At 66.4% G+C, this 15,169-nt stretch carries 11 protein-coding genes and 1 CRISPR repeat array; of the genes, 2 read left to right on the top strand and 9 right to left on the bottom strand.

All coding sequences use genetic code 11. The features are described from left to right. The 5 genes from ACYDAT_RS05315 to ACYDAT_RS05295 form a co-directional block, all read right to left on the bottom strand. The gene (locus ACYDAT_RS05315; RefSeq protein WP_461439957.1) at nucleotides 1-465 is read right to left on the bottom strand and encodes a SixA phosphatase family protein; all 465 of its coding nucleotides are present in this window, start codon (nucleotides 463-465) and stop codon (nucleotides 1-3) included. A gap of 37 nt (nucleotides 466-502) precedes the next feature. Beyond that, the gene (locus ACYDAT_RS05310) at nucleotides 503-1,135 is read right to left on the bottom strand and encodes a nucleotide-binding protein (protein ID WP_461448849.1); all 633 of its coding nucleotides are present in this window, start codon (nucleotides 1,133-1,135) and stop codon (nucleotides 503-505) included. A gap of 987 nt (nucleotides 1,136-2,122) precedes the next feature. Further along, nucleotides 2,123-3,154 (bottom strand): helix-turn-helix transcriptional regulator, encoded by a 1,032-nt coding sequence (locus tag ACYDAT_RS05305; RefSeq protein ID WP_461448847.1) that lies wholly within the window; start codon nucleotides 3,152-3,154, stop codon nucleotides 2,123-2,125. A gap of 59 nt (nucleotides 3,155-3,213) precedes the next feature. Beyond that, a complete protein-coding gene (locus ACYDAT_RS05300) occupies nucleotides 3,214-5,361 on the bottom strand; it encodes an AAA family ATPase (protein ID WP_461448845.1) in 2,148 nt (715 codons plus the stop codon). A 181-nt stretch (nucleotides 5,362-5,542) separates the two neighbouring features. Continuing rightward, nucleotides 5,543-7,813, bottom strand: coding sequence for a S9 family peptidase (locus ACYDAT_RS05295; protein ID WP_461448922.1), 2,271 nt, complete (start codon nucleotides 7,811-7,813; stop codon nucleotides 5,543-5,545). A gap of 272 nt (nucleotides 7,814-8,085) precedes the next feature. On the opposite strand from ACYDAT_RS05295, the gene ACYDAT_RS05290 reads away from it, so the two are divergent. Both ACYDAT_RS05290 and plsB read left to right on the top strand, forming a co-directional pair. Continuing rightward, a complete protein-coding gene (locus ACYDAT_RS05290; RefSeq protein ID WP_461448843.1) occupies nucleotides 8,086-9,063 on the top strand; it encodes a hypothetical protein in 978 nt (325 codons plus the stop codon). A gap of 7 nt (nucleotides 9,064-9,070) precedes the next feature. Beyond that, a complete protein-coding gene (gene plsB / locus ACYDAT_RS05285; protein WP_461442037.1) occupies nucleotides 9,071-11,572 on the top strand; it encodes a glycerol-3-phosphate 1-O-acyltransferase PlsB in 2,502 nt (833 codons plus the stop codon). A 21-nt stretch (nucleotides 11,573-11,593) separates the two neighbouring features. On the opposite strand, the gene ACYDAT_RS05280 is transcribed toward plsB, so the two are convergent. From ACYDAT_RS05280 to cas4, 4 genes are all read right to left on the bottom strand, one after another. Beyond that, nucleotides 11,594-12,073, bottom strand: coding sequence for a methyltransferase family protein (locus ACYDAT_RS05280; RefSeq protein WP_461448841.1), 480 nt, complete (start codon nucleotides 12,071-12,073; stop codon nucleotides 11,594-11,596). Nucleotides 12,074-12,139: 66 nt separating this feature from the next. Then, nucleotides 12,140-13,033: direct repeats of the CRISPR family, unit length 37 nt; unit sequence GTTTCAATCCGCGCCCGCTCTTTGCAGAGCGGGCGAC. Nucleotides 13,034-13,210: 177 nt separating this feature from the next. Next, nucleotides 13,211-13,501 carry a CRISPR-associated endonuclease Cas2 gene (cas2, locus tag ACYDAT_RS05275; protein ID WP_461440249.1) on the bottom strand — a complete coding sequence of 97 codons (291 nt, stop codon included), beginning with the start codon at nucleotides 13,499-13,501 and terminating at the stop codon, nucleotides 13,211-13,213. 12 nt (nucleotides 13,502-13,513) lie between these two features. Then, nucleotides 13,514-14,548 (bottom strand): type I-C CRISPR-associated endonuclease Cas1c, encoded by a 1,035-nt coding sequence (cas1c, locus tag ACYDAT_RS05270; RefSeq protein ID WP_461448839.1) that lies wholly within the window; start codon nucleotides 14,546-14,548, stop codon nucleotides 13,514-13,516. Continuing rightward, complete coding sequence (gene cas4 / locus ACYDAT_RS05265) at nucleotides 14,545-15,168, bottom strand: CRISPR-associated protein Cas4 (protein ID WP_461448837.1); 624 nt, start codon at nucleotides 15,166-15,168, stop codon at nucleotides 14,545-14,547. Before cas4 ends, cas1c begins: the two co-directional genes overlap by 4 nt. Nucleotide 15,169: the final 1 nt, after the last annotated feature.

Here is a 15,169-nt window from a genome sequence, read left to right as displayed (position 1 = left end):
TCACGGTTGCCACGACTCGATCAGACGGGCCGTGCCGTCCGCTTCGCGGCGCAGGCGCAGCAGTCCGCAGGTGGGCAGCGCGCGCGGCGCCGACCAGCCGCACAGCGCATTGGCGAATTGCTCCAGACCCGGATTGTGGGCCAGCAGCAGCGCTCGACCGACCGCAGGAATTTCGTTGGCGATACGCTGCAGGGTGCCGGCATCAGCCAGGTACAGATCGGGCAGCAGACGCGCATCCAGCGCATGAAACGGCAGCACGCTGGCCAACGTGCTGCGCGTACGCGCCGCGGGCGAGCAATAAACCAGATCGAATATCCATTCCTGCTGACGTAGCCAGGTGCCGAGGCGCTCGGCGTCAGCCTCGCCACGCGCGCTGAGCACGCGATCGAAATCGTCCTGCTTGCCGCGCGGCGCGCGCGCCTCGGCGTGGCGCAGCAGGATCAGCTCGTGGGTGTCGGTGGTCATGGGCAGACTCCGTGACGAATGCCGCTGGCGGAAGCGCTCAACTGTTGCGCTTGATCCAGCGCAGCAGCGGTACCCAATCCTGCTGATGGCTGCGCACCTGCTCGGAGTTGAAATCGAACAAGCCCTTGCCGAGGCCGGCCAGCAGCACATAGGCCTGACTGTCGCGCAGCTCGGCCACCAACGGCACGCCAAAGCCGCGCAGGGTTTCCAGCGCCTGCTGACTGACGTTGGTCCACGGCTTGAGACGATTGGCCACCAGGCCCACGGCCAGCTTGCCGCGCTTGATGCGCGGCACCTGGGCCAGCTCGTGCAGCAGCGGCAGCGTGGCTTCCAGGTCGATCACCGAGGGCAGCACCGGCACCAGCAGCGCATCGACCGCATCCAGCCACGGCGCCAACTGCGCGGCGCCGACGCCGGCCGGGCTGTCGATCAGCAGGCGCTCACTATTGTGCGGCACCTGCGCCAGCGCGTTGCGTCGCGTGCCGTCGATGCCGAGCACGCCAGGCAGCGATTCGGGCCGGCGCGCGCACCAGCGCAGGCTGGAGCCCTGCGGATCGGCGTCGATCAGCACCGTGCGCTTGCCGCCTTGCGCATACGCCGTGGCGAGATTGGTCACCAGCGTGGTCTTGCCCACGCCACCCTTGCGATTGACCACCAGCAGCTTGCGCATGAGGCCTCCGGTCCGCGGCGCAAGAACGCCGCGCCGCGCAAGACTAGCAAGCCCGCGTGAAAGCGGCATGGTGCCGCGCGGCATCTACGGCGTTCGAATAGAGAGCAGAGCGCTCAGATTTTCCGTGTGGTTCATACGGAATCCTGATTCGCGTCGAAGTTCAGTAGCTAAAAGCCCCTCTCCCGCCGGGAGAGGGGTTGGGGTGAGGGTTCGGCGCCGAGCACATCGTCACCATGGATCCGGCAACGTCATGCAGCCATCGTGAACCCTCATCCGGCCCTTCGGGCCACCTTCTCCCGGGGGGAGAAGGGCCTGTCCTAAGCCTGTCACGATACAGCCTTCCACCAAGGCTCCCGAGACAGACGTTGCGCCAAGACTTTCCGGTTGCCTTGAGGTACGTGCCCATACGAAGGGTGGGGCATGAGAACGACAAGTCGCCCAGATGGGGCCTTGTGGACCAAGATTGTCCTGGCTGAGTCTAGCTGTTCGCACTCCGCAGTGTTGATGCGAAAAGCATGAGGTACAGCGTAACGCTTCCAGGCGGTTGATCCGAAAAAGATCATGGCCCGGAGCCCTGGAAGACTGTCGAAGAAGTATTTCAGCTCCGGTATGCGACATTCTCGTACTGCTTGAACGTAATCCTTCTGCTGCATTCCTCCATGATCCCCTCCTGTGGAGGGGCGCGGAAGCGGCGCCATATTGGCAAGCATTACCCGCTCCCAAATGCATTGACTGGTGGTGTCCCCTCGGTTGCAATCCGCGTGCTTCAGAATCTCCTCAACCATCGTCCAGGTCGGACTTCGATCCTCTTTTGAAGGCTTAGGGTCGTAGTAAAGCTTCCGGGAGGCATTGCCTTGCAGCGACCACTTTTCCGAGATCTGCGGAGGTCCGCATGCAGCCGGGCCGCCAGGCTCAATACCGACAAACCATAACTGCGCTTCGGGATTTCCATATCCAAGGAAGTCAAACCACTTGGACACGTCGTTGTCAGTAAGTTTCATTGCGTAACTCTGCTTGCATGATTCTGTTCACAGCGCTGCGTAGCGTGCTGGCGATCTCGGCCTTCAGGTTTGCAGGCGAAATCACTTCCACCTGCCCCCCAAACCCCAGAATCCACCAGCGCAACTGCGAAGTCAGATTCACCGTGGCGTGGATGCGCACATGGTCCGGCCCATCGTCGTCGATGCGCTGGTCGGCGCTCAGCGGCGTCTCGTACAAATGCTGCGCGGCGGGGCGCTGCATGCGCAGCACCAGGGCGATGGGGCCTTCATCGAGAAAGCCGAACGCACCCGAGCGCGCGTAGGTTGGCAGGTCGAAGCCGCCCGGATGCGTGGCGGCTTCATCGAGAATCTCAGCCGCGCGGATGCGGTGCAGCGCGAACTGGCGCGGATCGTCGTAGGGCACGATGGTCGCCACCAGGTAGCCGACCGCGCCGCGGTACACCAGGCCCAGCGGGTTCACCGTGTAGTGCAGCGTCTGCTGCTGGCTGCGGCTGTCGTAGGTCAGGCGCAGGCGTTGGCCGCAGTCGAGCGCGACATGCACGGTTTCCAGCACGCCGCCGTCGATGGTCGGCGGCAGCAGCGGCTGCGTCGGCTCGACCATGGCTACATGGCGATCCCAGTCGAAGCGGTGGCCGTCGCGACCCACGCCGGCAAGCACCTGGTCGGCCTGACGGAAATACGGCTGCAAAGCCTCATCGAGATGCGCCGGCAGCAGTCGCCCGAGATGACTGCGTGCCAGCCGCAGCACGATGGCCTGCAATGGCGACATGCCCGGCAGCGAGAAGCCAGCCGCTTCGGCGGCGTAGCTCCAGCCATAGGGCTTGGCGCGTTCGTCGGCTTGCAGCGGAAAGATCGACGACAACGCGATCAGATCGCGCTCGACGGTGCGCTTGGTGGCGTCCTGTCCCTCCGCGTGCAGACGTTCGACGATCTCGCGCGCGCTGACCTTGCGCGGCGCGCGCGGAATCATCTGCAGCACCAGCCACTGCCGGTACAGCGTCTGCGTGTGTCCGGCCATGCGACGGTCCTGGGCAGGAAGCGCCCGATGCTGCAGCAGCGGCGGCGGCCAGGCAAGCATCAGGCCACGAAGCCGATGCGCCGCGCGGGCGGGGCCTTGTAGCGACACTCCATCGCCAGCGCCGCGAGCAGATCGGTCAGCTTCGGCGCCACAGTGGTGAGCTGCAGATGCCGCAACGCCGCTGTCAGGTCGCCGGGTGTGAGGCCGGACAGTTGCGATTGCGCGCGCTGCGCGGCGGTCTCGGCCTGCACGTCCCAGGTGATGCCGAGCGTCACGGCTGCCTGTTGAATCAGGTGCAGGCGCTGCGCGGGCGTGAGAGCGGCAAAGCCCACCTTCAAATCGAAGCGACGCAACACGGCCGGATCGAGGTGTTCCAGCCGGTTGGTGGTGCAGATGAACAGGCCCTCGAAGGCTTCCATCTGCGTCAGTAGCTCGTTGGTCTGCGCCGTCTCCCAGCGCGCGTGCTGCGCGCTGCGTTCGCCCAGGAAACTGTCGGCCTCGTCCAGCAGCAGCACGTCGCCGTCGCGCCCGGCATCACGGAACATGGCGGCCAGGTTCGCTTCGGTCTGGCCGACATAAGGCGCGAGCAGGTCCGAGGCGCGCTTGAGCAGCAGCTCCCTGCCGATGTGCTCGGCCAGATGCTGCGCCAGCGCCGTCTTGCCGGTGCCGGGCGGACCATGAAACAACAAGCGCCCGGCGGGCTTGGCGCGCAATCGCGCCAACAGCTGCTCGACGGGTACATCGCATTGCAACGCCGCGGTGGTGAAGGGCAAACCTGCGTACGCAGGCGCGAGCGCGGGCAAGTCCTTGCCTTCCGCCGCACGCACATAGTGCCGGCGCAACAAGTCGACGGCGTGTTGCAGGCGTCCGGGTTCGTCCAATGCGCTGTCGGCCAGGGTGCGCCCGATGCGCGCCAGCACGCCCGGCGTCAGCGCGCGCGGTGACACGGCGCGCGCCAGCCAGGCCGGATCGATGGTCGCGCTGGCCGGCAGGTGCTCGCGCAGCACCTTCACCTTGTGGCGTCGGTCGGGCGACGTGACCTCGAGGATCACATCGAAGCGGCGCAGGAAGGCGGTATCGATGTGGTCGACGCGATTGGTCAACCACAGCGCCGGCACCGGGTTTTGCTCCAGCGTCTCGTTGAGCAGCGCCTTGCTGGGCTGATCGTCCCGCCTGTCCCAGGCCAGGGGAAACAAATCCTCGGTCTCATCCAGCAACAGCAACGCGGGGCCGGCCACGCGCAGGATGCCTTGCGCGAAGCGGTATTCGAGGAGACGGTTCTCCGGGCTCAGCGGATTCTCGTGGCGATGATCGCGTGCCTGGATGGCATACAGCGGCACGCCCAACGTCTGCGCGAGCAGCCGCGCCAATTCGGTCTTGCCCGTTCCCGGCACGCCGTGCAACAGCACGTTGATCGATGCCGCACGCTTCTGCAGACCGCTGCGCAGGCGCATCAGGATCAATTCAATCGGTTCCGCCAAATGCGGAAAATCGGCCAGGCTCAGCATGGTCGCCGGTGCGCGAAACACCAAACGCTCCACGGCCTCGTGCGCCGAGGTCATGGGCTGCAGCAGAGCGCCCAACAAGCCTTGCGGAATATGCAGACGCGCTTCCAGCGGCCCGCCGATGCCAAACCGGCGCATCAGCAGGCCCGAGCGCGCGAGCGCGCCATCGCGCGCCAGCAGCTGCTCGGCGCGGCCGTTGGGCAGGCCCAGGATGCCATCCAGCCGTGCGCTAAAGATCGGATCGAGACAATCCAGCAGCAGCGGCGCGAGTGCTTCGGCCAGCGCGGGTTCCAAACGGAACACGATACGCAGCAACAGCAGGTGCAGCGCACCCCGCTCCAGCCCCAATGGACGACCGAGTATCTGCAGATTGTCGAGTAGCACACCACCGCGCGTCGGGCGCGCCGTGAGTTGCGTGACAAAATTTGCAGCCGCATCGAGCTGGGCTTGGACATCGTCTTCGATATCGATGCCCAGAAAGCGCCGCACGCTCGACGGCATTTGCGGCGGCGCGGGTGCTTTGTCGCGTTGCTGTTGCTCGCGCGGCAGGCCATACACACCCAGCATCAGGCAGGCACGGCACGCCCACAGCTTCGGCAGATTGCCCCACAGCGCATCACCCCACAACGGTGGCAGGGCGACGTGCGGTGTCGCGCATGTCTCGGCGGCGTCCGGCAAATCGATGCGGGTGAACGCGTCCACGGCAGGCTCCTGATCAGGATGGAGCCCTTAGCATCCACGGCGCTGCGACAACCCGTGTCGCAGCCACTCGCAGGTGCTGACGACAACCGGAATCCAGTGCCTTTATGACCGAGTCACTGGATGACCAGCTTCGCTGTTGTAAGGCGCTTCCGGCCTGCGCCGGGATGGCGACTTGCTCAAATCACTTGCGGTGGCCTGCCGGCGCAGCCGACGCCTTGCAGGTCTCGCCGCAGTCGCCGGCGACCTGGCGCTGGAAGAAATCCGCGATCAGGTGGAACACGTGCTTGCGCTGCGCGGGCGAGCTGAGGCCGTGCTTGGCGCCGGGGTAGGTCATCAGGCGGAACTGCGTGCCCTGATTCTGCAGCGCGCTCATCAGCTCGACCGAATTCTGGAATAGCACGTTGTCGTCGGCCATGCCGTGCACCAGCAGCAACTTGTGGCTGGGCAGGTTCTTGATCCAGGGGAACACGCTGCTGAGTTGGTAGCCCTCGGGGTTCTGCTGCGGCGTGCCCAGATAGCGCTCGGTGTAGGCGGTGTCGTAGAGCTTCCAGTTGGTCACCGGCGCCACCGCCACGCCGCCGGCGAGCTGCGCGGCGTCGTGGCTGAGCAGCATCACCGTCATGTAGCCGCCGTAGCTCCAGCCGAAGGCGCCGATGCGCGCCGGGTCCACCCAGGGCTGCCGGCGCAGCCAGTCGATGCCGGTTTCCTGGTCCTGCACCTCGACCTTGCCGAACTGGTGATACACGGCATCGGCGAAGACGCGCCCGCGCCGCGCCATGCCGCGGTTGTCCAGGGTGAACACGACGAAGCCGTGCTGCGCCATGTATTCGTTGAACAGGTCGGGCCAGGTGTCGGTGACGCTCTGCGCGCGCGGGCCGCCGTAAAAGGTATCGAATACCGGATAGCGCTTGCGTGGATCGAAGTGCAGTGGCTTGTACACGCGGTAGTACAAGGTCTGGCCATCGGCGGCCTGCAGCGTGCCGAACTCGGGCTTGATGTGGTCTTTCAGGTACGGCCAGTACGGATGCGCGGCGTCCAGCTTGTTCTCCTCGATCCACGCCAAACGCTGGCCGTCGGCGGCGTGCACGCTGACTTGCGGCGGCTGCTCGGGGCTGTTGAAGGTATCCACGTAGAAGCTGCCGTCCGGCGCGAAGCTGGCCACGTGCGTGCCGGCGCGCCGGCTGATGCGGATCGGTGCATCGGCCGTGCTGCCGTCGAGCTTGAGCGCGTAAATCTCGCGATCGGGCACGAAATCGCGGTTGGAGCTGACGTACACCAGGCCTTTCTTTTCGTCCACTCCCAACACGCCATCGATATGCCACGCGCCGGTGCTGATCGGGTGCAGCAGGCGGCCATCGTCGGCATACAGGTACAGCATGTTCCAGCCGCTGCGCTGCGAGCCCCAGATGAACTCGGGCTTGCCCTTGAGAAAGCGCAGGTCGCTGTTGACGTCCACCCAGGTTTTCGAGGTTTCGGTCAGCAGCGTCGTTTGCGCCAGCGTGGCGGCATTGACCTTGACCAGTTCCAGCTTCTTCTGGTCGCGCGCCAGCCACTGATAGGTCAGCGCCTTGGCGTCGGGCAGCCAGTTCACGCGCGCCAGGTACTCGGCTTGCGCGGGCACATCGATGAAACGCGGCGCGCCGCCCTCCGGGCTGATCAGGCCGAGCTGCCAGATCACGTTGGGATCGCCGGCGTAGGGATAGCGCTGCTTGACCACCTCGGTGTGGTCGGCATAAATCTCGAAACGCTCGGCGATCGGCACCGGTGCGTCGTTGTAGCGCTCGAAGGCGATGGCCGAATCATCCGGCGCCCACCAGTAGCCGGTGTGGCGATCGAGTTCCTCCTGCGCGACGAACTCGGCCTCGCCGTCGTGGATGGTGCCGTCATCGTCGGTCAGCTCGCGCAGCTTGCCGTCGCGCAGGTCGTACACCCACAGGTTCTGCTCGCGAATAAAAGACACGTAGCGACCCAGCGGCGAGATTTTTGGATCGAGCGCGAAGCCCGCGCCGATGGGCAACTCCTGCACGGCCTTGTCGGCGGGCGCAGCGAGCCGGTACAGGTACAGCTTGCCGTTGAGCGGAAACAGGATAGCCTTGCCGTCCGGCGCCCAGTGGTAGTCGAGGATGCCGCTGTACATGGCGGTGCGCTCACGCTCGCGGCGCGCGCGTTCGGCGGCATCCAGGTACTCGCCGTGCGGCTCCAACGCGGCCGCGGACACCAGCAGCTTGAGCTTGCCGTCCTTGCGGTCGTACTCCCACAGATCCATGCGGTACTGGTCGTCGCTGCTGCCACGCAGGAAGGTGACGCGCGAGCCGTCCGGGGCGATCTTCAGCCCCATCACGGTGGGGCCGGACAGGGACGGACTGTCGTAGATGCGGTCGATGCTGAGTTTTTCGGCCATGGCGGGGGCGGTCGTGCCAAGCAGTGCGGCGAACAGGAGCGCAGTGGTCAGACGCATGCGGGCAGACCGGCATTGGGGACAGCCTGCGATTAGACCCGCGCGCGCGCCGCGGCGCCAGCCGGGGATGGGGCTTGCACGACGATCCATCATCGCAGGTGATCAATCTTCGGAGACCAGCGCGGGCGTGTACCGCGCTGCGCCGCGTTGAAAATGCGCAGGAACTCTCTTTCTTCGATATCCTGCCCGTTCCATACGCGAGCGGATGCTTGCCAGCACCGGCACCCGCACCTACCCTGCCGCGATTGCGTCCCGGAAACCACCCCATGTTCAAGACCCCGCTGCGCGCCTTGCTGCTGACGCTCGCGCTGCTGGCCTTGGCCGCCTGCTCGCGCCACGCCGAGGAAGTGACCCCCGGCGGCGGCACCCCGCAGGCCGCCGTGGCCGACGGCTACAAGCTGCTGCGCGACAACGACATCGATGGGCTGTACCGACACGCCCTGCCCCCGGCCGACTACGCGGCAATGCGCGCGCGCTGGAGCCGGGATCGCAATCTGAGCCAGTTCTCGCCGGCCGACCGCGCGCAATTCGCCAGGATGATGACCCTGCTCAGCGCCCCCGGTGCCCAGCAATTGCTGTGGGTCGAGATGAAGCCCAGGCTGCTGCGGGCGCGCCAGCGATATCAGGCACGACTGCCGGCGATGCTGGGCATGCTGCGCACCATGGCTGATACCGGCGTGCAGCGCTCGACCCAGCTTACGGCTGCGGAGAAGGCGCAGGCGCTCACGGCGCTGGGCGTGCTCAGCGCGTGGGCCGAGAAGACCGACTGGCTGAGCCCGGACAAGGTCTACCAAGCGTTGGGCGTGCTCACCGCCACGGCGCAGAAAATGAGCTTCCGCACCCTGAACGAAGCACTGTCGATGCCCTATCCCGAGGCCATGAAAGACGTCGGTCACCTGTGGAGCGGCGTCAAGCAGGTGCTGGACGTGTATGGCCTTTCGATCGACACCATCCTGGATACCGCGCAAATCAAGGTGCTGTCCGACGACGGCAACGTGGCCGTGGTGCGGACCACCTTCGATGTGCTGGGCACGCCGGTCACGCGCGACAGCACGCTGATTCGCCAGGACGGTCGCTGGTACGACCGCGACACCTTGCTGCATTGGCGCGCGGTGCTGGCCGAACCGGCCGCGGCCGCCAGCGTGGCCAAGCCGGCCCGCACCGCGGCTCCGGCCAGCGCCGCCAGCGTGCATCGGGTCGCGACACCGGCCGTGGCCGCCAGCGCGCACGCGCGCAAGCCCTGATCCGCCGATGGCCGCACGCCGCATTCCCGAGGGCCGCGCACCCTGGACGCTGAGCCTGCTCGGCGCGCTGCTGCGGCCGTGGCTGAAGATCAAGCGCGACCCGGCCGAGCCGGCGCAGTTGCTCGATCCCGAGCAGCCGGTGCTGTACGTGATCGAGCGCCGCGGCATCTCCGACACGCTGATTCTCGATCAGGCCTGTCTGGAAGCCGGCCTGCCCTCGCCGCTGCGCGCCGGGCGCCGCCTGGCCGCGCGGCGCCGACGCGCGCTGCTGGCGCTGGAGCCGCAGCACGGCCTGTTCGGGCCGCGCCGCCGCCACGCCGCGCGCGACGGCCTGCTGGCGCAATTGCGCGCACTGCAGGCGCAGCCCGGGCGCGACGTGCAACTGGTGCCGGTGTCGATCTATGTCGGTCGCGCGCCCAACCGCGAAAGCGGCTGGTTCCGCGTGCTGTTCAGCGAAAACTGGGCCGTGGTCGGCCGCTTCCGCCGCCTGCTGGCGCTGCTGTTGAACGGGCGCGACACCATCGTGCATTTCTCGCCGCCGGTGTCCTTGCGCAAGCTGCTCGCCGAGGCCGAGGGCGAAGCGCCGCCGCGGCTCGCGCTCAAGCTCAGCCGCGTGCTGCGCGCGCACTTCCGGCGCGTGCGCGTGGCGGTGATCGGCCCCGATCTCTCGCACCGGCGCACCCTGGTCGATGCGCTGCTGGCCAGCGAGCCGGTGCGCCTGGCCATCGTGCAGAGCGCGCTGAAGGAAAAGACCAGCCGTGCCTCGGCCCTGCGCCGCGCGCGCGGCTACGCGATGGAGATCGCCGCGGATTATTCGCACCCGGTGGTGCGCTCGGCCTCGTTCCTGCTTTCGGGCTTCTGGAACAAGCTGTTCGACGGCATTTCCATGCACCACTTCGAATCGCTGCGCGCGATCGCGCCCGGCCACGAGGTGATTTATGTGCCCAGCCATCGCAGTCACGCCGACTATCTGCTGCTGAGCTATCAGCTCTACAAGAGCGGCCTGGTACCGCCGCACATCGCCGCCGGCGTCAACCTCAACCTGCCGCTGGTCGGCCCGCTGCTGCGCCGCGGCGGCGCGTTTTTCCTGCGCCGCAGCTTCAAGGCCAACGCGCTGTATTCCAGTGTGTTCGCCGCCTATGTCGATCAGTTGCTACAGCGTGGCGTGGCCATGGAGTACTTCATCGAAGGCGGACGCTCGCGCACCGGACGCCTGCTGCCGCCGCGCGCCGGCATGCTGGCGATCACGCTGCGCGCGTTCCTGCGCACGCCGCGCCGGCCCGTGGTGTTCCAGCCGGTGTACATCGGTTACGAAAAGTTGATGGAAGGCGACAGCTACCTCGACGAGCTCAGCGGCCGCCCCAAGCAGAAGGAATCGCTGCTCGGCGTGCTGCGCGGCTTCGGCGTGCTGCGCCAGCGCTACGGCCGCGTCACCCTCAACTTCGGCGAGCCGATCCTGCTCGAACGCGTGCTCGAACAGCACGCGCCTGACTGGCGCGGCACGCGCGGCAGCGAGGACGAACGCCCGAACTGGTTTCCCAAGGTCGTCGACCAACTCGCCGAGCGCATCCACGTCGAGATCAACCGCGCCGCGCACGTCAATCCGATCAACCTGCTGGCGGTATGCCTGCTGGCCACGCCCAAGCACGCGCTGGCCGAGCAGGATCTGCGCAACCAGCTCGCGCTGTACAAGACCCTGCTGACCGAACTGCCCTACTCGGCGCGCGTCACCATCACCCCGGCCGCGCCCGATGAAATCATCGCCTACGGCGAGCGCATGGGCTGGATCCGGCGCATCAAGCATCCGCTCGGCGATGTGCTGGTGACCGAGGGCGACCCGGCGGTGCTGCTGAGTTATTTCCGCAACAACGTGCTGCACCTGTTCGCGCCGGCCGCGTGGGTGGCGGCGTGTTTCCTCAACAACCGGCGCATGGCGCGCGCCTCGGTGCTGCGCATGGGGCGGATGGTGTACCCGTTCATCCGCAGCGAACTGTTTCTGCCCTGGGATGACAACGGCTTCGGCGAGCGTCTCGGTGAGACCGTCGAGCTGTTCGTGCGCCACGGCCTGCTGCAGACCGTGGGCGATGCGCGTCTGCTGGAGCGCGGCGCCGGCCAGGACGATGAGGCCTACCAGTTGCGTGTGCTCGCGCACAGCCTGTTGCAGACCTTCGAGCGCTACTACATCGCCATCGCCACGCTGGTGAAAGCCGGACCCGGCGTCTTCACCGCCGCCGAGCTGGAACAAACCTGCGTGCTCACCGCGCAGCGCCTGTCGCTGCTGCAGCAGTTGACCGCGCCGGAGTTCTTCGACAAGGCCTTGTTCCGCGGCTTCATCCAGCAACTGCGCGAGCAGGGCGCGGTGCGCAGCAACGCCGAGAACAAGCTGGAGTTCGATGCCGAGCTCGCCGCCGTGGTGCGCGATGCGCGCCTGATTCTCTCGCGTGGCGTGCGCGAAACCGTGCTCAAACTGGTGCCGAGCGGCGACGCGACGCCCGCCGCCGCGGGCTGAAACCACGCGCGCGAACGCGCGCTACCACAGCCCCGGCACGAAGCGCCGCGTACGCGCGCGATACGCCGCGTACTCGGGCCAGCGCGCCAGCAGCAGGCGTTCCTCAAGTGCAGCCTTGGCGTTGAGCACCAGCAACAGCGCCAGCACGATCAGCGCGCGCCCGCTACCGCCGGCGCACAGCGCCCAACCTGCTGCGCCCAGCAGCACGGTCACATACATCGGATGCCGCATCCAGCGATACGGTCCGTCGGTGACCAGGTGCCCCTGCGCGCGCGGCTGCGGACGCACGTTGAAATTGCCGGGCCGGTTATGCAGCAACGTCCACGCGCCCAGCAAAACCGCCAGCAGCAGCAGTACGACACCCGCCGGCTGCCACGCCCAGTGCCACGGCGGCACCAGCAGCAGCGCAGCGAGCAGGCCAAACTGGGCCAGCACGAACAACCAGGCGAGGGTGGCGGTGCGCAGTGTGGCCTTCTTCACAAGACCAGAGTAGCGCGTCATGCGCGCACCCGCTCTTTGCAGAGCGGGCGACCCTGATATTACTGCTACGGCATTGGAGATAATTATGTTTCAATCCGCGCCCGCTCTTTGCAGAGCGGGCGACGTGAGCTTTTGTTCGTCGGGGAAATCTCCGATGTGTTTCAATCCGCGCCCGCTCTTTGCAGAGCGGGCGACGCGCAGGCCACGTTCGCGGCGAACGCCGAGCACTGGTTTCAATCCGCGCCCGCTCTTTGCAGAGCGGGCGACTCGTCCCCACTGCGCCCTCGGGCGCCTCGCTGGGGTTTCAATCCGCGCCCGCTCTTTGCAGAGCGGGCGACCGGCGATGTGCATTGGGCTGCAGGCGGCGGTGTAGTTTCAATCCGCGCCCGCTCTTTGCAGAGCGGGCGACGAGCCATCCTGCGCGGCCATGCGCTTGATCTCATCGTTTCAATCCGCGCCCGCTCTTTGCAGAGCGGGCGACACATGCTCGCGATCCCATTGACCAGGGGCTGCAGGTTTCAATCCGCGCCCGCTCTTTGCAGAGCGGGCGACCTCCGCATCGTTGCCGTTGCCGGCGACATGCAAGCGGTTTCAATCCGCGCCCGCTCTTTGCAGAGCGGGCGACCCTCGTCACCCATCTGCTCGAGCGAGTTGAAAGTGTTTCAATCCGCGCCCGCTCTTTGCAGAGCGGGCGACCGGGCACCAGGAGTCGAACCCGGCTCAGCAGCTTGGTTTCAATCCGCGCCCGCTCTTTGCAGAGCGGGCGACGCCGCGGCTATGCAGCGGTGGCGCTTGCTCCGGTGTTTCAATCCGCGCCCGCTCTTTGCAGAGCGGGCGACCAATGCTAGGCGCACTTTGCAGCCTCAATTGTTAAGTTTCAATCCGCGCCCGCTCTTTGCAGAGCGGGCGACGGCTGCTCAACTGCACATACCCATCGGGAGGGAGTTTCAATCCGCGCCCGCTCTTTGCAGAGCGGGCGACTCCACCTCGTCAACTTGCTGATGGGAAGCATGAAATTTGCTTCCTGCCGCGAACCGTGGAGCGTGACTGCAATTTTGCACTGCCGGGGCAACACTTGATAGCCCGGCATCATGCGCAGCAAGACCTGCGCCAGCGCGCGAACCCGCCGGGTTTGCGACTGCGATCAGGGTTCGCGCATCAGACCACGAGCGGGCCATCGAAATCGATGGAGCGGAAAGCCCCATATTGTTTGACGCGCAACTCGGCGGGTTCGGTGATGCGGTAAAAACGCAGATTGTCTTCATCTTGATTGATCTCAGCCAGCAGTTCGCGCTCCAGCGCTTCGTACCGCATCTCGTTGACCTGGCATTCGAACACGGATTTTTGCACGCGCTGGCCGACGCGCTCGCAGGCTTTGGCCACACGGCGCAGGCGCTTGCGGCCAGCGGCGGTTTCTGTGGAGACATCGTAGGCGACGATGATGAGCATGACGCACGCACCTCAGCGAGCCAGATACGGCAGATAACCATCCATCTCGCCACGCACCGCGCGCGCGAGCAACCGCGCCTGCACGAAGGGCAGCAGGCCGATGGGCATTTTCTGTTCCAGCAGCGGATGGGTGATTTCCTCCTGTTTGCGCTCCTGCCATGCGGCGACGACTTTGCGTCGGCCCTTGTCGCCCAGCAACACGGCGCCGCCTTCACGCGGATCGAAGTCGGCTTCGGTGAGCTGGCCGCGGTTGATCAGGGTGAGGGCGAGACGATCGCAGAGCACGGCGCGGAATTCTTCCTGAAGATCAAGCGCCAATGCCGCGCGACCGGGGCGCACGGCATGCAGGAAGCCGAGCTGCGGGTCGAGCCCGGTGGCTTCCAGCGCGGAGCGGCAGTCGTTCATGAGCATGGCGTACAGGAACGAGATCAGCGCATTGAATCGGTCCAGCGGCGGGCGGCGGGTGCGGCCGTCGAGCTGGAATTGCGCGCGCAGTGCGGGCTTGACGATGTGGTTGAGCGCGGCGAAGTAGCCGCGCGCGGCCTCGCCTTCGACGCCGCGCAGGGCGTCGAGCGTGGTCGCCACCGCCGTGGCGCGTAGCGAGGCGGCCAGATCGGCGGCGCAGCGGTCGAGCAGGGCGGTGTCGCCGGCATCCGCGGTTTCGCGGGCGCCGCGCTGCACCAGAGTGCGGCTGTTGCGAATCTTGCCGGCGATGCAGGCGCGCGCCAGTTCCAGCGTGACAACCGGATCTTGCGCGGCGCGGTGTTGCGCGAGGCGCAACAGGATATTGCCCGACACCGGCCCTTCCATGCGCGCCTTGAAGCGGCCGGAATCGTCCAGCAGCACCAGCGCCTTGCCCTCGTCCGCCAGCCGGTGCACCAGTGCGGGCGAGACCATGATGTTTCCAAAACACACCAGCGCACCGACATGATGCAACGGCACTTGCAAACGTTTTTCGCGTTCCACGTCCACGCGCAAGGTGGCGTTGTCCAAGTGGACGTAGGCCAGCGGGGTCATGATGTAGAGCGTGTTTTGCAGGGTGATCATGTGGATGCCGGATCGAACAAGCGCGCGCGTTGCTCGCGCTGTTTGTCGCGAGCCGCCAGCGCCTCGGGCTGGCAGATCTCCTTGAGCGAGCATTCCTTGCAACGCGCGTCGTTCACCGGCGGCGGCAGTTGGCCGGCGGCGAGCATGGCGCGGATGGCAGCGACGGTCTCGATGACCAGCGCTCGCAGCGCCGGGGTGATGTCCACCTCGCGCCGGCGGTGGCTGCTGGCGTGATAGATGGCGCCGCGCGGCACGGGGCGATCGAGCATGTCTTGCAGGCACATGGCTTGCGCCGCCAACTGGATGTCGTCATGCGCTTTTTGACGCTTGCGGCCGTGCTTGAACTCCACGGGGAACACCGTGCCGTCGGGGTGGAACTCCACCATATCGGCCTTGCCGATCAGCCCCAGTCGTTCCGACCACAACGGCAGCGCCCGCTCGACCTTCACGCCATGCCGCACTTCGTAGCCGGGCGTGTCCACCAGATGGTGCACCGCCTGCCCGCGCGCGGTGTGGATGTTGTCGACGAACTGCTGCTCCAGATGGATCAGCCCACACTGTCGCGGGCAGTAGACCCAGTGCTGCAGGGCAGATAGCGCAATCGGTTCGGCTTCGATCACG

The organism is Metallibacterium sp., assembly GCF_054637675.1.
Note: the sequence above shows the minus strand (reverse complement) of the source record. Positions and strands in the feature narration are given on the sequence as shown.

Coding starts and splice junctions, on each gene's coding strand:
- ACYDAT_RS05280 (WP_461448841.1), bottom strand. CDS start 12,073: ATGACGCGCTACTCTGGTCTTGTGAAGAAGGCCACACTGCGCACCGCC.
- cas2 (WP_461440249.1), bottom strand. CDS start 13,501: ATGCTCATCATCGTCGCCTACGATGTCTCCACAGAAACCGCCGCTGGC.
- ACYDAT_RS05305 (WP_461448847.1), bottom strand. CDS start 3,154: ATGGCCGGACACACGCAGACGCTGTACCGGCAGTGGCTGGTGCTGCAG.
- cas1c (WP_461448839.1), bottom strand. CDS start 14,548: ATGATCACCCTGCAAAACACGCTCTACATCATGACCCCGCTGGCCTAC.
- plsB (WP_461442037.1), top strand. CDS start 9,071: ATGGCCGCACGCCGCATTCCCGAGGGCCGCGCACCCTGGACGCTGAGC.
- ACYDAT_RS05310 (WP_461448849.1), bottom strand. CDS start 1,135: ATGCGCAAGCTGCTGGTGGTCAATCGCAAGGGTGGCGTGGGCAAGACC.
- ACYDAT_RS05290 (WP_461448843.1), top strand. CDS start 8,086: ATGTTCAAGACCCCGCTGCGCGCCTTGCTGCTGACGCTCGCGCTGCTG.
- ACYDAT_RS05315 (WP_461439957.1), bottom strand. CDS start 465: ATGACCACCGACACCCACGAGCTGATCCTGCTGCGCCACGCCGAGGCG.